The 20,486-nt window shown below is 76.5% G+C and carries 20 protein-coding genes and 1 riboswitch; of the genes, 14 read left to right on the top strand and 6 right to left on the bottom strand.

Translation table 11 applies throughout. From position 1 onward, the window contains the following. Nucleotides 1–5 precede the first annotated feature (5 nt). The 3 genes from ACI8AA_RS13135 to ACI8AA_RS13125 form a co-directional block, all read right to left on the bottom strand. The gene (locus ACI8AA_RS13135) at nucleotides 6–1,178 is read right to left on the bottom strand and encodes an acyltransferase family protein (RefSeq protein ID WP_457044853.1); all 1,173 of its coding nucleotides are present in this window, start codon (nucleotides 1,176–1,178) and stop codon (nucleotides 6–8) included. Between the two features lie 5 nt (nucleotides 1,179–1,183). Beyond that, on the bottom strand, nucleotides 1,184–3,043 hold the full coding sequence (locus tag ACI8AA_RS13130; RefSeq protein WP_457044852.1) for a hypothetical protein: 1,860 nt from the start codon (nucleotides 3,041–3,043) through the stop codon (nucleotides 1,184–1,186). A gap of 92 nt (nucleotides 3,044–3,135) precedes the next feature. Beyond that, the gene (locus tag ACI8AA_RS13125; RefSeq protein WP_457044851.1) at nucleotides 3,136–3,765 is read right to left on the bottom strand and encodes a TetR/AcrR family transcriptional regulator; all 630 of its coding nucleotides are present in this window, start codon (nucleotides 3,763–3,765) and stop codon (nucleotides 3,136–3,138) included. A gap of 113 nt (nucleotides 3,766–3,878) precedes the next feature. Between ACI8AA_RS13125 and ACI8AA_RS13120 the strand changes: the two genes are divergently transcribed. The 7 genes from ACI8AA_RS13120 (at nucleotide 3,879) to fmdA (ending at nucleotide 12,270) form a co-directional block, all read left to right on the top strand. Beyond that, complete coding sequence (locus ACI8AA_RS13120) at nucleotides 3,879–5,210, top strand: MFS transporter (RefSeq protein ID WP_457044850.1); 1,332 nt, start codon at nucleotides 3,879–3,881, stop codon at nucleotides 5,208–5,210. A gap of 52 nt (nucleotides 5,211–5,262) precedes the next feature. Further along, on the top strand, nucleotides 5,263–5,772 hold the full coding sequence (locus ACI8AA_RS13115) for a hypothetical protein (RefSeq protein ID WP_457044849.1): 510 nt from the start codon (nucleotides 5,263–5,265) through the stop codon (nucleotides 5,770–5,772). 38 nt (nucleotides 5,773–5,810) lie between these two features. Continuing rightward, on the top strand, nucleotides 5,811–7,340 hold the full coding sequence (locus ACI8AA_RS13110) for a gluconokinase (protein ID WP_457044848.1): 1,530 nt from the start codon (nucleotides 5,811–5,813) through the stop codon (nucleotides 7,338–7,340). A 16-nt stretch (nucleotides 7,341–7,356) separates the two neighbouring features. Beyond that, complete coding sequence (locus ACI8AA_RS13105) at nucleotides 7,357–8,823, top strand: GntP family permease (protein ID WP_457044847.1); 1,467 nt, start codon at nucleotides 7,357–7,359, stop codon at nucleotides 8,821–8,823. A gap of 77 nt (nucleotides 8,824–8,900) precedes the next feature. After that, on the top strand, nucleotides 8,901–10,475 hold the full coding sequence (locus ACI8AA_RS13100) for an FMN-binding glutamate synthase family protein (protein ID WP_457044846.1): 1,575 nt from the start codon (nucleotides 8,901–8,903) through the stop codon (nucleotides 10,473–10,475). Nucleotides 10,476–10,612: 137 nt separating this feature from the next. Next, complete coding sequence (locus tag ACI8AA_RS13095) at nucleotides 10,613–10,891, top strand: FmdB family zinc ribbon protein (protein WP_457044845.1); 279 nt, start codon at nucleotides 10,613–10,615, stop codon at nucleotides 10,889–10,891. 125 nt (nucleotides 10,892–11,016) lie between these two features. Further along, complete coding sequence (fmdA, locus tag ACI8AA_RS13090) at nucleotides 11,017–12,270, top strand: formamidase (RefSeq protein ID WP_457044844.1); 1,254 nt, start codon at nucleotides 11,017–11,019, stop codon at nucleotides 12,268–12,270. Nucleotides 12,271–12,327: 57 nt separating this feature from the next. Here the strand turns inward: fmdA and ACI8AA_RS13085 are convergent, their stop codons facing one another. Next, nucleotides 12,328–12,510, bottom strand: coding sequence for a hypothetical protein (locus ACI8AA_RS13085; RefSeq protein WP_457044843.1), 183 nt, complete (start codon nucleotides 12,508–12,510; stop codon nucleotides 12,328–12,330). 134 nt (nucleotides 12,511–12,644) lie between these two features. Between ACI8AA_RS13085 and ACI8AA_RS13080 the strand changes: the two genes are divergently transcribed. Together ACI8AA_RS13080 and ACI8AA_RS13075 are read left to right on the top strand one after the other, a co-directional pair. Next, nucleotides 12,645–12,908 carry a hypothetical protein gene (locus tag ACI8AA_RS13080; protein ID WP_457044842.1) on the top strand — a complete coding sequence of 88 codons (264 nt, stop codon included), beginning with the start codon at nucleotides 12,645–12,647 and terminating at the stop codon, nucleotides 12,906–12,908. Nucleotides 12,909–12,972: 64 nt separating this feature from the next. Beyond that, nucleotides 12,973–13,728: an AmiS/UreI family transporter gene (locus tag ACI8AA_RS13075; RefSeq protein ID WP_457044841.1), complete on the top strand. Its 756-nt coding sequence runs from the start codon at nucleotides 12,973–12,975 to the stop codon at nucleotides 13,726–13,728. Here ACI8AA_RS13075 and ACI8AA_RS13070 read toward each other — a convergent pair. Next, nucleotides 13,725–14,348: an FMN reductase gene (locus tag ACI8AA_RS13070; RefSeq protein WP_457044840.1), complete on the bottom strand. Its 624-nt coding sequence runs from the start codon at nucleotides 14,346–14,348 to the stop codon at nucleotides 13,725–13,727. The genes ACI8AA_RS13075 and ACI8AA_RS13070 overlap by 4 nt on opposite strands. Beyond that, nucleotides 14,345–15,505, bottom strand: coding sequence for an LLM class flavin-dependent oxidoreductase (locus tag ACI8AA_RS13065; RefSeq protein WP_457044839.1), 1,161 nt, complete (start codon nucleotides 15,503–15,505; stop codon nucleotides 14,345–14,347). Before ACI8AA_RS13065 ends, ACI8AA_RS13070 begins: the two co-directional genes overlap by 4 nt. 270 nt (nucleotides 15,506–15,775) lie before the next feature. On the opposite strand from ACI8AA_RS13065, the gene ACI8AA_RS13060 reads away from it, so the two are divergent. The 5 genes from ACI8AA_RS13060 (at nucleotide 15,776) to ACI8AA_RS13040 (ending at nucleotide 20,424) form a co-directional block, all read left to right on the top strand. Next, nucleotides 15,776–16,672 (top strand): hypothetical protein, encoded by an 897-nt coding sequence (locus ACI8AA_RS13060; protein WP_457044838.1) that lies wholly within the window; start codon nucleotides 15,776–15,778, stop codon nucleotides 16,670–16,672. Between the two features lie 151 nt (nucleotides 16,673–16,823). Further along, a riboswitch (cyclic di-AMP (ydaO/yuaA leader) is annotated at nucleotides 16,824–16,984 on the top strand. A gap of 279 nt (nucleotides 16,985–17,263) precedes the next feature. Beyond that, on the top strand, nucleotides 17,264–18,151 hold the full coding sequence (locus ACI8AA_RS13055) for an aggregation-promoting factor C-terminal-like domain-containing protein (protein WP_457044837.1): 888 nt from the start codon (nucleotides 17,264–17,266) through the stop codon (nucleotides 18,149–18,151). A gap of 7 nt (nucleotides 18,152–18,158) precedes the next feature. Further along, complete coding sequence (locus ACI8AA_RS13050; RefSeq protein ID WP_457044836.1) at nucleotides 18,159–18,818, top strand: class I SAM-dependent methyltransferase; 660 nt, start codon at nucleotides 18,159–18,161, stop codon at nucleotides 18,816–18,818. A 23-nt stretch (nucleotides 18,819–18,841) separates the two neighbouring features. Continuing rightward, entirely contained in the window at nucleotides 18,842–19,681 is an 840-nt protein-coding gene (locus tag ACI8AA_RS13045) for an SDR family NAD(P)-dependent oxidoreductase (RefSeq protein WP_457044835.1), read from the top strand. 14 nt (nucleotides 19,682–19,695) lie between these two features. Then, entirely contained in the window at nucleotides 19,696–20,424 is a 729-nt protein-coding gene (locus ACI8AA_RS13040; RefSeq protein ID WP_457044834.1) for a DUF72 domain-containing protein, read from the top strand. Nucleotides 20,425–20,486: the final 62 nt, after the last annotated feature.

Here is a 20,486-nt window from a genome sequence, read left to right as displayed (position 1 = left end):
CGGCGTCACGGGGCGAGCGTCTTCGCCTCGTCCTCATCCCGGGCGACCGCCCGGTCGGCGGGGCGGGTCGGCGGCCGGTCCGGGACCACGGGGCGCAGCCGCTCCACCAGCGGCCGTTCGAGGAACCGGTAGGAGACGGCCGCCGCGGCGACCGAGACGACCAGCGTCCCGCCGAGGACCACCGGCAGCGGGTGCGCGAACAGGTCCCAGGAGGTGACCAGCAGCAGCAGGTGGAACAGGAAGACGCCGTAGGAGGTCTCGCCGGCCCAGTGCATCGGCCGGCTCGCCAGGAACCGCCGCGCCCGGCCGGTGGTCTGGTCGCCGAACACCAGTGGCACCAGGGCCAGGCCGGCGACGCCGGTGTAGAGCGCGTGCTTGACCACGACCTGCGCCCCGGTCAGCGGCTGGTCGATCTCCACCGAGCCGGTGAGCGGGCTCGCGGCGACCCAGAACAGCGCCGCGGCACCGGCCCAGCAGGTCCACGGGCTCGACGCCAGCACGTGCACCAGGCGCACCGGCCCCCAGCCGGGCGGCGAGACGGTCAGGATCGCGGTGGCCATGCCGGCGGCGAACCAGGACAGGTAGGCCGGCAGCCACAGGGTGAGCGAGGCGAGGACCAGCGGGTCGCTCGCCGCCCACAGGCTCCAGACGGATCCGAGCAGCGAGAGCACCCCGAGGGCGGCGACCAGCCGGGCCGGGCGCCACCCGCCGCACACCGCCAGCAGGCCGCGGACCAGCAGCGGCAGCAGCAGGTAGAAGGCGACCTCGGTGCACAGGCTCCACGCGTGGTCGAGGCCCTCGGCGTGCCAGTCGCGGGAGTAGATCTGGGTGAGGGTCAGGAACCGCAGCCAGTCGTGGGGGGTGGCGTCCTGGTTGCCCGGAAGGAACAGCAGCGCCAGCGTCACGCACAGCCAGTAGGCCGGGAGGATGCGCAGCGCCCGCCGCCACAGGAAGGCCGCGGTCCGCGGGGCCGGGCGGCCCTCGGCCGCGGCGCGGAACAGCGGCTGGGACAGCAGGAAGCCCGACAGCGTGAAGAACACCGCGACGCCGACGTCGAGCCGGGCCAGGGCGAACCCGCCGAGGTCGGGGGTGTAGGACCCGCTCCAGAACGCGGCGTGGGTGGTGACCACGGCGAGCGCGGCCAACGCGCGCAGGCCGTTGAGACCCGGGTAGCGCACCGCGCTCAGCCCCCGCCCGGGGTCAGCGGGCGGGGCGTCCCCACCGTCACCGCGCCCACGCAGACCGGCACCGACGGGTCGTCGACGGTGACGACGACCTCACCGACCGGCCCCTCGGCCTGCAGGAACAGGTCGTGCAGCCCGGCGCCGACCAGCGCGCCGCCGGCCGTGCCGCCGGCCTGCACGGCGACCGCGTTGCCCGCCCCGGCGATGTAGGCGACCTGCACCACCCACCGCCCGTCGGGCACCGGCTCCTCCAGCGGGACGGTCACCGGGCCCTCGGCCACCCGCCAGCCGCAGTCGGGCACCGGGCCGGCCTCCGACGTGCTCACGGGGTTGACGGCGGCGAGCTGGCCGCGGCCCCGGTCGTCGAGCGCGGCGAGCTGGTAGGCGATCTCCCCGACCGACTGGAAGTGCGGCTGGGCGGGCAGGCCGGACAGCACCACCGACGCCCGGTTCGCCGGCGCCAGTGCGGCCGGGACGACGTCCTCAGGCACCGTCGTGTCGGCGAGCACCAGGTCCGGCCGGCCGATGACCGAGCCGCGGGCGCCGTCGACGTAGTCGCGGGTGGCGTTGACCGACCAGTGCTGCGCGAACCCGGCTGTGGACAGCACGCAGCCGACGGCGAGCGCAGCGGCCATCGCGGTGCCCAGCGCCGGGCGGGCGAGCCGGCGGGCCGGCAGCCGCGCGGTCCGCGGGCGCAGGACCGGCGGCGCGCCGCGGACCGGCAGCGTCGCCAGCGCCAGGCCCAGGGCGGCGAGCAGCGCGACCGTGGCCGGCGGGACGGTGTCCGCGGGCAGCCCGCCGGTGACGGCCGGGCCGTCGGGCGCGGCGGCCTCGGCGAGGAGGACGACCGCCCCGGCGACGGCGGTGAGCGCCCACGCGCGGAGCGCGCCGCGCCGCAGCGCGACGCTGCCCAGCACCACCGCGGCGACGACGGCCGCCGCGCCCACCACCAGCGCCTGCGGCGGCGCGGGGACGGCGAACGGCAGGGCGACGGGCCGCCAGACCCAGGGGCCGCCGACCAGGCCGGGCAGCACCGTCCGGGTCACCTCGCCGCCGAGCCCCGGGGCGGCCCCGCGCAGCGCGGCGCCGTCGACGAGCGGCCCGGCGCCGGTCAGCAGGCGGGCGACCAGCCCTCCGGCCACGCCGGCGACCTGCGCCGCCCAGGCGGCGGGCCGAGCGCCGAGGGCGCGCAGCCGGTCGCGGACCAGGCCGGTCGTGCCCCACAGGAGGGTGGCGGCGAGCAGCAGCAGCGGGACCAGCAGCACCCAGCCGGTGAACAGCAGCCCGGCCGCGAGGGCGAGCCCGCCGGCCACCGCCGGCCCGGGCCGGCCGGTGCGCAGCGCGCGGACGTGCCCGGTCAGCGCGGCGAGCATGCACAGCTGCACCGGCAGCTGCACCAATGCGGCGCTCCACCACAGCCCGCCGACCAGGGTCAGCGAGCTGGCGAGGTACACCGTCAGCGGCAGCAGCACGGCCGGGCGGCGGCCGAACAGGTCGACCAGAAGCCGGTAGAGCAGCACGTCGACGGCGAGCTGCCCGGCCAGCATCAGCGTGACCAGCCCCGCCCACGCGTACGGCGCCACCGACGCCACGCCGCCGGCCAGCGCCGCGGCGCCCGGGGGGCCGGGCACCTCGGGGATGAGGCCGAGGAGCTGCGCGGCGGGGAGGAGGTCCTGCCGGGTCAGCCAGCCGCCGGCCGCCGTCCAGGCGCGGGCGGCCAGGGACAGGGTCACCAGCAGCGCGGCCAGCGCGGGGACGAGCGCCTCGCGCTCGACGCGCAGCGACAGGACCGGGCGCCGGTCGGCCGCGGGCGACGCGTCCCCGGCGGAGTCGGTCCCGACGTCCGCCGCTGTGGTCATGGGCCTCCGATCCCCGTGAGCCAGGTCCCGGGGCAGCGTAGATCCCGCCGGTACCGCGCGGTATCCCGGTGGCGGGTGACCCGCTGGGCGGCTCAGCGGCGGGCGACGAGACCGACGAGCACCTCGGTGGCGACGTCGGTGTCCTCGGCCAGCGAGCCGGCCTCGCCGCGCTCGACCCGGGCCAGCATCAGCTCGTTGAGCCCGCCGACCGCGGCGACGACGAGCGCGCGGTCCACCGCCCGCACCTCGTCGGGGTACCGCTCGGCCATCTCGGCGGCGACCCCGCAGATCAGCTCCACGTAGCGGTCGATGACCTGCCGCCGCAGGGTGAGCGCGTGCCGGCCGGCGGCCTGCACCTCCACCAGCGCCGCCCAGGCCACCTCCGGGTTGGCGGCGAGCACCTCCAGGTAGGCCCGCACGGCCGACCGCAGCCGGTCCCGCCAGGCCAACCCCTCGGCGGCCGCCCGGTCCTGCGCGGCGTGCACGGTGGCGAGCATCTTGTCGGTGGCGCGGGTGTAGAGCTCGAGGAGGCAGTGCTCCTTGTCGCGGAAGTGCGCGTAGACGACGGTCTTGGACACCCGGCCCTCGCGGGCGATGTCGGAGATCGTCGTCGCGCGGTAGCCCTTCTCGGCCATGCAGGTGGCCAGCGCGAGGAGGATGCGCACCCGGCGGTGGGCGTCGTCCTCGGTCAGGTCCTCGGGGGAGACCAGTGCTGCGACCACCTCCCGATCGTAGGGCCGGGCACCCCCCGTCCGGGCCGCGCTCGGGCGCGCGCCGTGAGGCGGCTCACCGCGGCCGCGGGAACACCCGGCCGATGGTTGGCGTCGTCCACCAGGTGACGCCGCCGACCGCCGCCCGCACCCCCCTGCGCGCCTACGCCGTCTGGCTCACCGCGCTCGCCGCCTACGTGGTCGCCGTGTTCCACCGCGCCTCGCTCGGGGTGGCCGGGGTGGAGGCGCAGGAGCGGTTCTCCGCCGGGGCGTCGGCGGTCTCGCTGTTCCTGGTGCTGCAGCTGGCGGTCTACGCCGGGCTGCAGGTGCCGGTCGGGGTGGCGCTGGACCGCTTCGGCTCGCGCCGGCTGATCGTGGCCGGCGGCGCCACGATGGCCGTGGGCCAGCTGGTGCTGGCGCTGGCCACCGACGTCCCGACCGCCGTCGCCGCCCGCGTGCTGGTCGGCGCCGGCGACGCCATGACGTTCATCAGCGTGCTGCGGGTGATCGGCTTCTGGTTCCCCGGCCGCACCGTCCCGCTGGTCACCCAGCTCACCGGCATCCTCGGCCAGCTCGGGCAGGTCGTGGCCGCCTACCCGCTGGTCGCGCTGCTGCACACCGCCGGCTGGCGCAGCACCTTCCTCGGCGCCGCGGCGGCCGGCGTGCTGGTCGTCGTCCTGGTGCTCGCCACGCTGCGCGACGCCCCGCCCGGCGTCGCGCCCGCCACCCCCGCGGGGCTGGCCGAGGTGCGCCGCAACCTGGCGCTGACCTGGCGGGAGTCCGGCACCCGGATCGGTCTCTACACCCACCTGGTCACCCAGTTCTCCGGCACGGTGTTCGCGCTGCTGTGGGGCTATCCCTTCCTCGTCGTCGGCCAGGGGCTGTCCCCGGCGACGGCGGCCGGGCTGCTCACGCTGCTGGTCGTCGTCGGCATGGGGGTCGGGCCGCTGCTCGGCCGGCTGTGCGGGCGCTGGCCGCTGCGCCGCTCGGTGCTGGTCCTCGGCATCCTCGCCGTCACCGCGACCACCTGGACCGTCGTCCTGCTCTGGCCCGGCCGCGCGCCGCTGTGGCTGCTCGTGCTGCTGGTCGTCGTGCTCGGCACCAACGGCCCCGGCTCGATGATCGGCTTCGACTACGCCCGCACCTGGAACCCCGCCGAGCGGCAGGGCAGCGCCAGCGGCGTGGTCAACGTCGGCGGCTTCGTCGCCTCGCTGCTGACCATCCTGGCGATCGGCGCGGTGCTCGACGTCCTCACGCCCGGCGCCTCCACCGCCTACGACCTCGGCGCCTTCCGCGCCGCGTTCGCCGTCCAGTACCTGTTCTGGGCGATCGGCCTGGTGGGCGTGCTGCGCCACCGCCGGGCGCTGCGGGCGCGGCTGGCCGGCGACGGCGTCGTCCTCGCCCCGCTGGTGACGGCGGTCGGCGCCCGGCTGCGCGGTGGGTCCGCCTACCGCTGACCGCTGCGCGGGGGACGCCGCCCCGGCGCCCCGTGCGCCAGGATCGGGCGGCGTGGAGGCTCCCGGTCCCGACGCCTACAGCCCCGAGAGCTGGCACGACCTGGCGGTCGCGGCGGTCGGCGCGACCGCGGCGCTGACCGGGCTGCTGTTCGTCGCGGTCTCCATCAACCTCGACCGGGTCCTCGCGTTCCCGGAGCTGCCCCGCCGGGCCGCGGCCACGCTGGTGCTGCTGGTGGGGCTGCTCGCCGCGGGCGTCTTCGTCCTCGTCCCCGGCCAGCCGGTGGCCGCCCTCGCCGCCGAGCTCGCCGGCACCGGTGTCCTGCTCGCTGCCGGCGGCGCGGCCGAGCTGGTACGGGTCCCGGCGGGGGCCGAGGCCGCGCGAGGCCGGCGGGTCCGCGCGGCGGTCCCGGTGCTGCTGCCCGCCGGCGCACTGCTGGCCGCGGCGTCGTCGCTGGCCCTCGGCGCCGGCGGCGGGCTCTACTGGCTGGTGGGGACGCTGGTCGGCGGGATCGCGGCGTCCTGCCTGAACGCCTGGGTGCTGCTGGTGGAGATCCAGCGCTGAGTTCGCGGCCCCCCGCGGCTGTCGGCAGGATCGCCCGCATGGAGGTCGTGGTCGGGCTGGACAGCGGGACGACGGCGACCAAGGCGGTCACCGCCGGCACCGACGGGCGGGTGCGCGACCTGGTGAGCGTCGGCTACCCGCTGTCGGTGCCCGCCCCCGGCCGCGCCGAGCTCGACGCGCACCGGCTCGCCGACGCCGCCGTCGGGGCGCTGGCCGCCGTCAGCCGGGCCGCCCGCGAGCGCGGCGACCGGGTGATCGGGATCTGCCTGTCCGCGGCCATGCACGGCCTGGTCCCCATGGACGACGACGGCCGGCCGCTGGGCCCCGTCGTCACCTGGGCCGACGACCGCGCCGCGGGCTTCGCCGAGGCCCTGCGCGCCGACGGCCGCGCCGGCGGGCTGCACACCCGCACCGGGACGCCGGTGCACCCGATGTCCCCGCTGCTCAAGCTCGCCTGGATGCGCGGGGAGGAGCCCGGCCGGCTGGCCGCGGTGCCGCGCTGGGGCGGGGTCAAGGAGCTCGTCGTCTCCGCGCTGCGCGGCGGGCCGCAGGTCCTCGACCGCGCCTGCGCCTCGGCGACCGGCCTCTACGGCATCCGCACCGGCACCTGGGACGCCGAGGCGCTGCAGCTGGCCGGGGTCCGCCCCGGGCAGCTCGGCGAGGTGCTGCCGACGACGACGGTGCTCGAGGGTCTGCGCCCGGAGGTCGCCGCGGCCACCGGCCTGCCCGCGGACACCCCGCTGGTCCTCGGCGCCTCCGACGGCGTGCTGGCCAACCTCGGCATCGGCGCGGTCCGTCCCGAGGTGGCCGCCGTGTCGCTGGGGACCAGCGGCGCGATGCGCGTCGTCGTCCCGGCGCCGACCGTGGACCCCGCGCACCGGCTGTTCTGCTACGCGCTCACCGACGACCAGTGGGTGGTCGGCGGCGCGGTCAACAACGGCGGCTCGGCGGTGCGCTGGGCCGCCCAGGCGTTCGCCGAGGGGGAGGGGGTCGCGGGGGAGGACGCCGACGCCCTCGACGCCCGGCTGCTCGAGGAGGCCGCCGCGGTGCCCGCCGGCAGCGCCGGGCTGCTGTGCCTGCCCTACCTGCTCGGGGAGCGGGCGCCGTGGTGGCGGTCCGGGCTGCGCGGGGCGTACGTCGGGCTGCGCCGCGAGCACCGCCGGGGGCACCTGGTGCGCGCCGCCGTCGAGGGCGTGTGCCAGCAGCTGGCGCTGGTCCGCGACGCGTTCTCGGCCACCGGCCTGCCCGTCACCGAGGTCCGCGCCACCGGCGGGGCGGTGGCCTCGCCGCTGTGGGTGTCCACCCTCGCCGCCGCGCTGGACCTGCCGGTGCGGGTCGCCGACTCCCCGGAGGGCACGGGGCTGGGCGCCTGCCTGCTCGGCCTGCACGCGCTGGGCGCGCTGCCCGACCTCGACGCCGCCACCGCGCTGGTCGGCGTCTCCGACCCGGTGGAGCCCGACCCGGCCGCCGCGGACCTCTACCGGCACACCCGCCCGCTGGTCGAGCGGTCCACCCGCGCGCTCGAAGACGTCCTGCGCACCCTCGACGCCCTCGACGACGAGGGCTGAACCCCAGGAGGACCCCATGCCCGAGGTCGAACCGGCTCTGGGAGCCGGGTGGCTGCTGCTCATCGCGGCGGCAGCCGTCGGCGTCCTGCTGTTCCTGATCATGAAGCTGAAGCTGCACGCGTTCCTGGCGCTGATCCTGGTCAGCCTGCTGGTCGCGCTGGTCACGCGGATCCCGCTCGAGGACGTCGTCACCACGCTCACCGAGGGGTTCGGCGGGACCCTGGCCAACGTCGCGCTGCTGGTCGGCCTCGGGGCGATGCTCGGGCGGCTGCTCGAGCACAGCGGCGGGGCGCAGGTGCTGGCCGACAGCCTCATCGGGCGGTTCGGGGAGAGACGGGCACCCCTGGCCCTGGGCGTGGCCGCGCTGCTGTTCGGCTTCCCGATCTTCTTCGACGCCGGGCTCGTCGTCTTCCTGCCCATCGTCTTCACCGTCGCCCGCCGGCTGGGCGGCTCGCTCCTCACCTACGGCCTGCCGGTCGCCGGCGCCTTCGCCGTGATGCACGCGTTCGTCCCGCCGCACCCGGGGCCGGTCGCGGCGGCCGAGCTGATCGGGGCCGACATCGGGCTGGTCCTGGTGTTCGGGCTGCTCGTCGGCCTGCCCACCTGGTACCTGGGCGGCTACCTGTTCGGCCTGTGGGCCGGGCGGCGCTTCGACGTCGCGGTGCCGCCGTCCGAGGACGAGCCGGACGCCGGCGCCGCCCCGGAGGCCCCCGAGCCCACCGTGGCCGGGACCGCACCGGGCACCGCGGGTGCCTCCGGCGGACTCCGGACCGGGACGGTCACCCGCCCGGCGCCGCCGCGCTTCGCCACCGTGGTCGGCATCCTGCTGCTCCCGCTCGTGCTGATCTTCCTCAACACCGGGCTGACCACCCTGGCCACCGCGGGTGCGCTCGAGGAGACGTCGTTCGTCGTGCGCGCGGGACAGCTGCTCGGCGCCACCCCGGTGGCGCTGCTGATCACCGTGCTGGTCGCGATCGTGGTGCTCGGCCGGCGCCGCGGGGAGAGCGGCGCGCAGGTCGAGTCGATCGTCAACAGCGCCCTGGGCCCGGTCTGCGCGATCATCCTCATCACCGGCGCCGGCGGCATGTTCGGCGGCGTCCTGCGGGCCAGCGGCATCGGCACCGCGCTGGCCGACGTCCTCGGCGACATCGGCCTGCCGGTGATCGTGGCCGCGTTCGTGGTCTCCGTGCTGCTGCGGGTGGCGCAGGGCTCGGCGACGGTCGCCCTCACCACGACCGCCGGCCTCATGGCGCCGGTGGTCGAGGCCAGCAGCGGGCTGTCCTCCATCGACCTGGCGCTGATCGTCCTCGCGATCGCCGGCGGGGCCACCGTCCTCTCCCACGTCAACGACTCCGGGTTCTGGCTGGTCAGCCGGTTCTTCCAGATGGACGAGAAGACGACGCTGAAGACCTGGACGGTCATGGAGACGCTGCTCGGGACGCTCGGGTTCGTCTTCGCGCTCGTGCTCAGCCTCTTCCTGTAGACCCCGGACCCCGGGCGGCCCACCATGGCTGTCCGGGGTCGGCCCGGGGTGCGCAACGGCGCGGGAGGAGCGGGGTCATGAGGAGTGCGGCACGGGCCGCGGTGGCCGGACTCGGGGCACTGGCGGCGGTGGCCGCGCGGGACCTGGCGCAGCGGGAGCACACCCTGCTGCGCAACTTCCCGGTGATCGGCCACGCCCGCTACCTGCTGGAGTCGATCGGCCCGGAGCTGCGGCAGTACCTGGTCGCCGGCAACAACGAGGAGCGGCCGTTCACCCGCGACCAGCGGCGCTGGGTGTACGCCTCGGCCAAGGGCGAGAACAACTACTTCGGGTTCGGCACCGACAACGACCTCGAGTACACGGCCGGCTACCCGGTCATCAACCACCGCACGTTCGGCCGCGCCGTCCCGCCGTCGCACCCGCACTCGGCGGCCGACGTCGCGATCCCCTCGGCGAAGGTGCTCGGCGGCCCGCGCGGGCGGGCCCACGCGTTCCGGCCGTCGTCGGTGGTCAACGTGTCGGCGATGAGCTTCGGCTCGCTGTCCGGGGCCGCGGTCGAGGCGCTCAACCGCGGCGCGGCGCTGGCCGGCTGCCTGCACAACACCGGCGAGGGCGGGCTGTCGGTGCACCACCGGCACGGCGGCGAGCTGGTGTTCCAGATCGGCACCGCCTACTTCGGCTGCCGCGACGAGGCCGGGCGGTTCGACCTGCAGCGGCTGAAGGACCTCGTGGCGTCCGCTCCCGTCCGGGCGCTGGAGGTCAAGCTCAGCCAGGGCGCCAAGCCGGGCCTGGGCGGCGTGCTGCCGGCGGCCAAGGTGACCGCCGAGATCGCCGCCGCGCGCGGGGTGCCCGAGGGCGTGGACTGCGTCAGCCCGTCCCGGCACGCGGAGTTCACCGACACCGACAGCCTGCTCGACTGGGTGGAGCTGCTCGCGACCGAGACCGGACTGCCGGTGGGGATCAAGTCCGCCGTCGGCGACCTGGTCTTCTGGGACGAGCTGACCCGGCTCATGGCCGACACCGGCCGCGGCGTGGACTTCGTGACCATCGACGGCGGTGAGGGCGGCACCGGCGCCGCGCCGCTGATCTTCACCGACTCGGTGTCGCTGCCCTTCCAGCTCGGCTTCGCCCGCGTCTACTCGACCTTCGCCCGCCGGGGGCTGGCCGAGCAGGTCACCTTCGTCGGCGCCGGCAAGCTGGGCCTGCCCGACAACGCGGTGGTGGCCTTCGCGCTCGGCTGCGACACGGTCAACGTGGCCCGCGAGGCGATGCTCGCCATCGGCTGCATCCAGGCGCAGAAGTGCCACACCGACACCTGCCCGACCGGCGTCGCCACCCAGAACGCGTGGCTGGCGCACGGCCTGGACCCGGCGCTGAAGTCGGTGCGGCTGGCCAACTACGTGGCCACCCTGCGCCGGGACCTGCTCAAGGTGGCCGAGGCGTGCGGCGTCGAGCACCCGGGGCTGATCGACACCGGCTCGGTGGAGGTGCTCACCGGCCGGACGGCGTCGCGGCCGCTGTCCGAGGTCTACGGCTACGAGCCCGGCTGGGGCCTGCCCTCGGCCGCGGACCGGGCGGAGGTCGTCCGGATCATGACGGCGGAGGCCCCGCAGGGCGGCTCCGCGGCGCCGTCGGAGGACGCCGTCCGCTGACCCCACCCGCGGTCACCGTCCGGGGGCCGCCCGTGGCGGCGCGCCACCGCCGGGGTCGAAGGTCCCTCCGGTCCGTCCGGGCCCGTCACTAGCGTCGCCCGCTCCCGACCGGTCCCGACTTCCCCGCGGAGGCCAAGATGGCGGCCTACCTGTACCGGTGCCCGGCGTGCGGCCCGTGGGAGGTGCGGCGGCCGATCGGGACCGCGCAGGCCTCGGAGCGGTGCCCCTCGTGCGGCGACACCGGGTGGCGCGTCTACACCGCCCCGCTGCTGGCGCGCACCCCGGCGCCGCTGGCCGCGGCCCGGTCGCGCGAGGAGGCCAGCGCCGACGCGCCCGCCGTGACGACGGCCGTGCCGCCCGCCGCCCGCCGCCCGGTGCCGCGCGACCCCCGGTGGAGCGCCCTGCCCCGTCCCTGACCAGCCCGCGCGGCGGCCCCCGGGCCGGGCCGCCGTCGCCTCCCCGGCTCCCGCGCGGAGCCGCCACGAACGGCCCGTGGACGCGGGCCGGCCCTCCCGTCAACGCAGATCGGAGTGTGGGGGACATGCCAGACGTCGTCTTCACCGTCGACCAGGCCAAGTCCATGCGTGACCAGGCCGTCCCGGGGCACAACCGCTGGCACCCGGACGTACCCGTCGCCACGATGGTCCGGCCCGGGCAGGACATCCGGGTGGAGTGCCGGGAGTGGACCGACGGCCAGATCGGCAACAACGACTCCGCCAACGACGTCCGCGACGTCGACCTGACCCGGGCGCACATGCTCAGCGGCCCGATCGGCGTCGAGGGGGCCGAGCCCGGTGACCTGCTGGTGGTGGACATCCTCGACCTCGGCCCGGTCCAGGCGCCGCAGGAGCACGGCGACGCCCCCGGCCAGGGCTGGGGCTACACCGGCGTCTTCGCCAAGGCCAACGGCGGCGGCTTCCTGACCGACTACTTCCCCGACGCCTACAAGGCGATCTGGGACTTCCACGGCCAGGTCGCGACCTCCCGGCACATCCCGGGCGTCCGCTACACCGGCCTGACCCACCCGGGGCTGTTCGGCACCGCGCCGTCGGCCGACCTGCTCGCCCGCTGGAACCGGCGGGAGAAGGCCCTGGCCGACACGGACCCCGACCGCGTGCCCGCCCTGGCGCTGCTCCCGCACGAGGACCAGACCCTCGGCGGGACGGCGTCCGGCGACGTGCTGGACGCCATCGCGCGGGACGGTGCCCGCACCGTGCCGGCGCGGGAGAACGGCGGGAACCACGACATCAAGAACTTCTCCCGCGGTTCCCGCGTCTTCTACCCGGTGCACGTCGAGGGTGCGAAGCTCTCCGGTGGCGACCTGCACTTCAGCCAGGGCGACGGCGAGATCACGTTCTGCGGCGCCATCGAGATGGGCGGCTTCATCGACTTCCACATCGACCTGATCAAGGGCGGCATGGAGACCTACGGGGTGACCACCAACCCGGTGTTCATCCCGGGCAACGTCGAGCCCCGCTACTCGGAGTTCCTGACCTTCATCGGGGTCTCGGTCGACCACGAGAACGACCGCAACCTCTACCTGGACGCGACGCAGGCCTACCGCAACGCCTGCCTCAACGCCGTCCGGTACCTGCAGAAGTTCGGGTACTCCGGCGAGCAGGCCTACCTGCTGCTCGGCTCGGCGCCGATCGAGGGCCGCGTCAGCGGGGTCGTCGACATCCCGAACGCCTGCTGCTCGCTGTACCTGCCGACGGCGATCTTCGACTTCGACGTCAAGCCGTCGGCGTCGGGGCCGGTCCGTGCCGACCGCGGGCAGTGCGCCGTCACGTCCTGACCGCCCGGCGGGTCCCGGCGCACGCCGGGACCCGTCCGCCCGGGCCGGGCGCCGCCCTCAGGCGGCGTCCGGCTCCGGGAACGGCTCGGGGAACGGCCGGCGGACGGAGGGCCGGGCGGTCACCACGACCGGCCCGCCGCAGTTCCAGCAGGTCGGGTCGTCGTCACCGTCCTCCGCCACGTCCTGCCCGCCGACCTCGCACGGCGCGCACGTCCACACCACCTCGACCCGGAGTTGCACGGATCGCTCCTCACACGAGCACTGCGCGGCTCCCGGCTGTTCGAGGCCCGGAGGTGGGATACCCGGCGCGCCGTCCGCCCAACCGGGGCCGGGGGTCACCGACCGTGCCGAGGAGGACGGGGAGGAGGCGAGCGGTGAGCGAGGAGGTGCCGCGGATCGAGCGCCACGAGGCGGCCGACCGCGCCGGCAAGGCCGCCCTGCGGGCGGCGCACGACCTCACCGAGGGCCTGTCCGCCGACGAGGACGACGTGCCCGAGCCGGTCGTCGTCCGCCGAGGCGGTCCGCACCGCTCGGTCGGCGGCCTCGCCGACCTCATCGACAGCGCCCTGCAGGAGAACGAGGCACTCGAGGAGGACGAACGGGAGCCCGGGGAGCCCGGCTCCCGACCGTCGGCGTGACCGTCGCCGGCACCGGCCACGGGGGACGAACGCACCGTCGCGGGACCCGAGGAGATGACCGCACATGGGAGCCGTGGGACTGCTGTACGTGGGAGCCGTCCTGGTCGTCAACGGCCTGATGCTGCTGGGGTTGGTGGACGCCCGCGCCGCCGCCCCGCTCAACCTGTTCGTCGGGGCGCTTCAGGTGGTGACACCGACCGTCCTGATCATCACTGCCGACGGGGACCCGGCCACGATCCTGGCCGCGTCGGGCCTCTACCTGTTCGGCTTCACGTACCTGTACGTCGGGATCAACCTGCTCGGCGGCCTCGACGGCACGGGGCTCGGCTGGTTCTCGGCGTTCGTGGCGGCGTGCGCGCTGGTGTACGCCGGGCTCAGCTTCTTCTACGTCGTCCCGAGGGACCCGGGCTTCGGCGTGATCTGGCTGTACTGGGCGGTGCTCTGGGCGCTGTTCTTCGTCGTCCTGGGGCTGAAGCGGGAGGAGTTCACCCGGTACACGGGCGCGATCGCCGTCGTGGCCGGGCTGCTCACCGCCGCCCTCCCGGCGTTCCTGCTGCTCACCGGCTCGTGGGCCGACTACACCGGCACGTGGGCGGTGATCCTGGCCATCGCCCTGGCGGCCAGCCTCGTGCTGGCCTACCCGCGGCTGCGGGGACGGCCGGAGCCGGCCGTGCCGCCCGCCGCGCCGGTGCCGGCCGGGCCGCCGGCGGCGCCGGAGGGCGTGCCGGTCGCCCGGCGGGCCCCCGAGCACGACACGGCGCGGCACGCGGACCCGCGGGGCGGCGGGTCCTCCCAGGCGCCGGTGCAGGACCGCTCCTAGGCGGTGCCCCGCAGCAGGTCCTCGAAGGAGGGCACGTCGGCGAACGGGTCGGCCGGGCGGGCCGACGCCGGCCGGCCCGTGACGACGTCGGCCAGCTCGCCGGCCGCGCGGGTGATCCGCGCGGCCAGCTCCTGGCCGGCGCCGTCGCCGCCGGCCCAGTCCTCGCTCGCCGCGAAGACGGCCGTCGGCACGGTCACCGCGCGCAGGTAGGCGAACAGCGGCCGCATGGCGTGCTCGAGCACCAGCGAGTGCCGGGCGGTGCCGGCGGTCGCCGCGAGCAGCACCGGCGTGCCGGTGAGCGCGTCCTTGTCCAGCACGTCGACGAAGGACTTGAACAGGCCGCTGTAGGAGGCGGTGAACACCGGCGTGACCGCGATGACCGCGTCCGCGCCGGTCACCGTCCCGACCGCCGCGCGCAGCGCCGCGTTCGGGAACCCGGTGACCAGCGCGTCCGCGACGTCGCGGGCGTGCTCGCGCAGCTCGACGACCTCGACGGTGGCGTCCTCGCCGCGCCGGCGCAGCGCGGCGACGGTCGCCGCGGCGAGCCGGTCGGCCAGCAGCCGGGTCGACGACGGGACACCGAGCCCCGCGCTGACGACGGCCAGGGTGCGGGTGGTCATCGGACGGACACCTCCTCGCGGGCCTCGTCGGTGGCACGGCCCGTGACGTCGTCGCCCGCGGCGTGCACCGTGGAGTCCTGGGCGCCGCCGCGCGCCGCCACCCGGGCGGCGTGGGTGGGGGCGTCGGGCACGTGCGCCGGCTTGAGCGCGGCGAACTCGCGGCGCAGCACCGGCACGACCTCCTCGCCGAGCAGGTCCAGCTGCTCGAGCACCGTCTTGAGCGGCAGCCCCGCGTGGTCGATGAGGAACAGCTGCCGCTGGTAGTCGCCGACGTAGTCGCGGAAGCCGAGCGTCCGCTCGATCACCTGCTGCGGGCTGCCCACGGTCAGCGGCGTCTCCCGGGAGAAGTCCTCGAGCGAGGGCCCGTGCCCGTAGACCGGCGCGTTGTCGAAGTAGGGCCGGAACTCGGCGACGGCGTCCTGGCTGTTCCGGCGCATGAACACCTGCCCGCCGAGGCCGACGATCGCCTGGTCGGCGGCACCGTGGCCGTGGTGCTCGAACCGGGACCGGTAGAACGCCACCATCCGCTGGGTGTGCTCCTTCGGCCAGAAGATGTGGTTGTGGAAGAAGCCGTCGCCGTAGTAGGCGGCCTGCTCGGCGATCTGCGGGGAGCGGATCGAGCCGTGCCACACGAACGGCGGGACGCCGTCCAGCGGCCGCGGGGTGGAGGTGAAGCCCTGCAGCGGGGTGCGGAACCGGCCCTGCCAGTCCACGACCTCCTCGTCCCACAGCCGGCGCAGCAGCGCGTAGTTCTCCACCGCCAGCGGGATGCCGTTGCGGATGTCCTGGCCGAACCACGGGTAGACCGGGCCGGTGTTGCCGCGGCCCATCATCAGGTCGACGCGGCCGTCGGCCAGGTGCTGCAGCATCGCGTAGTCCTCGGCGATCTTCACCGGGTCGTTGGTGGTGATCAGCGTGGTCGACGTCGACAGCTGCAGCCGGGAGGTCTGCGCCGCGACGTAGGCCAGCGTGGTCGTGGGGGAGGACGAGAAGAACGGAGGGTTGTGGTGCTCGCCGAGCGCGAACACGTCGAGGCCCACCTCCTCGGCCTTCTTCGCGATGGTGACGACGGCCTTGATCCGCTCCGCCTCGCTCGGCGTCCGCCCCGTCGTCGGGTCGGTCGTGACGTCGCTGACCGTGAAGACCCCGAACTGCATCTCGCGCTCCAAGTGGTTGAGAGTGCAACTACTGTACCGGGCCCAACGACCGGTCCCCGCCGGACATTCCCGCCCGGCCCGTGACCGTACTGAGACCAATCGACCGCACACGGTGACCGGCCCGGCACGTCCGGGCGCGACCGGTCCGGAGGCCTTCCGCGGGTCCGTGTCGGCCCGCTCGGCCGCACCCGGCGGGTGCGAGTCTGTGATCACCCCCACCGGCGCGCCGGCGGGGGACCGGATCGGACGGCGCACCGAGGGGGAACCGGGATGTCGCTGCGGGGACAGGGAGCTGCTCCGGACGGGGCCGCGGACGGCACCGCGGAACCGCCCCCGGGACGCGGGCTCGACGGCCTGCTGGGCACCGGGCCGGTGTTCACCGGGGCGGTGCGCGGCTACGACCGCCTGCAGGTCGACGACTACGTCGCCTGGGCGGAGACCGAGCTCCTGGTCCTGCGCCGGGAGAACGAGCACCTGCTCAGCCGCTACGCCGCCGCCTCGGCCGAGCTGCAGAACGCCCGCCGCCGGCTCGCGCAGCTGGTCCGCGAGCGGCAGAGCCTGCCCGGCCCCGAGGACGCCGCGGCGATGATGCGCCGGGCCGAGGAGGCGGCCGCCGCGCTGACCGCCGCCGCCGAGGAGGAGGCGCAGCGCATCCGCGCCGAGGCGGCCACCGAGGCGCAGGCCCGGCTGTCCGGGGTGGCCGAGATGCGCGAGGCGGTCCTCGCCGCCCGCGAGCAGACCCGCAGCGAGGCCGCCGCGATCCTGGAGGCCGCGCGCCGCGAGGCGGCCCGGCTGGAGGAGGGGGCCGCCGCCGAGCGCGCGCGGCGGGACCGCGAGGCGGCCGAGGCGCGGGCGCGGGCCGACGCCGAGGCGCTCGCGCGCCGGTCCGCCGTCGAGGCGGAGCTCGGGCCCCTGCGCGACGAGCGCGACCGGGCGCGCGACTGGCTGCGCCTGCTGACCGGGCAGCTAGACGAGGCGCTCGCCGTCGTCGCCGGGGTCGTGCCCGACGACGTCCCCGCCCTCGGCGACAAGCGGGGGCTGGCCCGCCTCGGGGAGCCCGCCGGTGACCCCCGCGCGGGGTCGCGTCCGGCGCCGTCCGGGACGGACGTGTCCGACGTGACACCGCTGCACGGGCCCGGCCGGGCCGAGGTCGCGGCGGCCTCCTGACCAGCGGCGACGCGGGAGCGGGATCCGGTACGGCGGGGTCCGCCCCACGCGTCACGGCCGCACCACCGGCCACGGCGGTTGTCACGAACCGATAACGACCGTACGGTGGCTCGCGTCCGGCAGGTCGTCAGGTCCCCGTCCCGGGGAGCCCGGCCGGACGCCGCCGAGTCGTGTCCGCACCCGTGGACGCGAGCCGGGGACCCACCGCAGTACTGGGGTGAATCGCGCCCGCCGAGCTCCGGCCCGGCGCGCGTAGGGCTCCTTCCCGCCCGAACCCGTCAGCTAACTCGGTAGGCGGCTCACGGAAGAAACGGAGAGTCCCCGCATGCCCCGCCTCCGGGCCGAAGCGGCCCGCAGGTGCAGCTGCCCGCGCGCACACCGCGCTCCCGCGTCCGCCTGACGCCTGCTGCCCCTGCCCTGCCGCTCCCTGCGACGACGTCGCCGGGGACCCCGTAGTCCGCGACACCCGTAGACCCGCGCCGCACCCGCATGCCCGGAGTCCGCCTCCGGGCCGCTGCCGCGCGCACTCTCCCTCGGAGCCCTCACCCCCTCATGTCCCGCCACGTCCCGAACACGCCTGCCGACGCCCCCGTGACCGTCGAGCTCGCCACTCCCGACACCGCCACCCGCGAGCTGCCCGCGCTCGCGGACGCCGCCGAGCCGGCCGCCGAGGCCCCCGCCCGCCGGCGCCTGTTCCGCCGCGGCAGCCCGCCGCTGGGCCCGCGCCGCCCGGCCCTCCTGCTCGGCGCCGCGGCCGCCGGCGCGCTGATCGTGGGCGTCGTCTCCACCAGCGGCCCGGCCGCCTCCGCCGGCACCGACACCGCCGGCACCGCCGGCCCCGCGGTCAGCGTCGCCGACGAGCTCGGCATCCCGCAGCAGCAGGCCGCCGAGCAGGCCCCGGCCACCCCCGACCTGACGTCGCTGGCCGACGTCGCCGCCTCGCGCGCCGAGCGCAGCGCGCAGGAGGCCGGCGCCGCCCACGCGCAGCTCGCCGCCGAGCAGGCCGAGCGTGACCGCCTGGCCGCCGAGGCCGAGGCCGCCCGCGTCGCCGCCGAGCAGGAGGCCGCCCGCGTCGCCGCCGAGCAGGAGGCCGCCCGCCAGGCCGCCGAGGCGCAGGCCGCCGCCGAGGCCGCCGCCGCGCAGCAGGCCGCCGAGGAGCAGGCCGCCGAGGAGGCCGCGCCGGCCGCGCCGTCCGGTTCCTTCAAGGACTACGCGATGAGCAAGGTCGGCAGCGGCGAGCAGTTCTCCTGCCTGGAGAAGCTGTGGGGCAAGGAGAGCGGCTGGAACCCCAACGCCCAGAACCCCACCAGCACCGCCTACGGCATCCCGCAGTTCCTGGACTCCACCTGGGCCAGCACCGGGATCGCCAAGACCTCCGACGGCTACCGCCAGATCGACGCCGGCCTGATCTACATCGAGCAGCGCTACGGCACGCCGTGCGACGCCTGGGCGCACTCGCAGGCGACCGGCTGGTACTGATCCCCAGGTGAACCAGCGAGGGCCGGCCACCCGGGTGGTGCCCGCGGGCTTCGTCCGCGCGCACACCCAGGTGCGCCGGCCCTCGCTCGTCCCCGAGGTGCGGTTGCACGTCGCCGACGACGTCGTCGCCCTGTGGGAGGCGATGGAGACCGCGGCCGGCGGGGCGGGGGAGGAGCCGCCGTTCTGGGCGGCCGCATGGCCCGGCGGGCAGGCACTGGCCCGCCACCTGCTCGACGCGCCCGCCACCGTCGCCGGCCGCACGGTGCTCGACCTCGGGTCGGGCAGCGGCCTGGTGGCCGTCGCCGCCGTCCTCGCCGGCGCCCGGTGGGTGCTGGCCAGCGACGTCGACCCGTTCTCCCGGACGGCGGTCGGCGTCAACGCCGGCCTCAACGGCGTCGCGGGGATCGGCGTCACCGGCGACGTCCTGGACCGCGAGCCGCCGGCCGTCGACGTCGTCGTCGCCGGGGACGTCTGCTACGACCGGGCGATGACCGAGCGGGTGCTGCCCTTCCTCGACCGGGCGCGGGCGCGCGGCTGCGAGGTGCTGGTCGGCGACCCCGGCCGCCCCTACCTGCCGCACGAGCGGCTGGAGCCCGCCGCCGTGTACGAGGTCCCCGAGACCGAGGGGCCCGGGCTGCGCCGGACGACGGTGTGGCGGCTGCCCTGAGGGGCGCCGGATACGGTCGCCGCGTGCGCCCCTACGCCTTCACCGGTACCGCCGTCGTCACCGGGGCGGCCAGCGGCATCGGCGCCGCGCTCGCCCCGCGGCTGGCCGCCCGCGGCACGGACCTCGTGCTGCTCGACCGCGACGCCGGGCGGCTCGAGGGCGTCGCGGCGGCGGTGCGCGCGTCCTGCCCGGGCCGGTCGGTGACCACCGTCGTCGCCGACCTCGCCGACGCCGGGCAGCTGCGCGAGGCCGCCGACCGCATCGTCGCGGACCACCCGGCGACGACGCTGCTGGTCAACAACGCCGGCGTCGCGCTGGGCGGGCGGTTCGACCAGGTGACCCTCGAGGAGTTCGAGTGGGTCGTGGACGTCAACTTCCGCGCCGCCGTCCGGCTCACCCACGCGCTGCTGCCCACGCTGAAGGCGAACCCCGGGGCGCACCTGGTGAACGTCTCCAGCCTGTTCGGGCTCATGGCGCCGGCCGGGCAGGCGGCGTACGCGTCGAGCAAGTTCGCCGTCCGCGGGTTCACCGAGGCGCTGCGGCACGAGCTGGCCGGGGACGGCGTCGGCGTGACCAGCGTGCACCCCGGCGGCATCGCCACCCGGATCGCCGAGACCGCCCGGGTGGCCAGCGGGGCGGACCCCGCCGAGGCCGAGCGGGGCAAGCGGGAGTTCGCGCGGCTGCTGCGCTACCCGGCCGACCGCGCCGCGGAGCGGATCGTGGCGGCGGTGGAGCGGCGCCGGCCGCGGCTGCTCATCGGCGCCAGCGCCGTCGTCCCCGACGTCCTGGTGCGCCTGGCGCCCGGCTCGTACGGGCGGGTGCTCGCCGCCGCGACCCGGCTGGCCGGCCTGCGCCGGGCCTGACCGCAGGGGCGCCGGTGGCCGTCCACGTCGGCACGTCGGGCTGGAGCTACGACCACTGGGAGGGCGTCCTCTACCCACCGGGGACGCCGTCCCGGGACCGGCTGGCCCACTACGTCCGCCGGTTCGGCACCGTCGAGCTCAACGCCAGCTTCTACCGCTGGCCGCGCACCGCGACCTTCGCCGGGTGGCGGCAGCGGCTGCCCGAGGGGTTCGCCCTGTCGGTCAAGGCCCCCCGCGGGCTGACCCACGCCAAGCGGCTCTACGCCCCCGAGGCGTGGGTCGAGCGGATGACCGCGGCCTGGCACGAGCTGGGTCCCCGGCGGGCGGTGCTGCTCGTCCAGCTGCACCCGGCCGCCGCCCGCGACGACGCCCGGCTCGACCACTTCCTCGGCCTGCTGCCGGACTGGATGCGGGTGGCCGTGGAGTTCCGCCACCCCAGCTGGCACGACGACGGGGTGTTCGCGCTGCTCGAGCGGCACGGCGCCGCCTACTGCGTGATGAGCGGCGCCGGCCTGCCGTGCGTGCTGCGCGCGACGGCGCCGTTCGTCTACGTCCGGCTGCACGGGCCCGACGCCGCGCACCTGTACGCCGGCTCCTACCCCGACGCCGACCTGCGCTGGTGGGCCGACCGGATCGGCGAGTGGGCCGGGCAGGGCCGCGACGTCTACGCGTACTTCAACAACGACGGGTACGGCCACGCCGTCCGCAACGCCGAGACGCTGCGCGCGCTGACCGGCGGCTGAGGTCCGCAGCCGCGAGACTGGGGCGGTTCCCGCCCACGGGGGCGGGTGGGCCGGGGAGGTGC

It is taken from the genome of Geodermatophilus sp. SYSU D01180 (genome assembly GCF_054050415.1).
The sequence above is the reverse complement of the archived record's forward strand: the minus strand, read 5'-3'. Positions and strand labels throughout refer to the sequence as shown.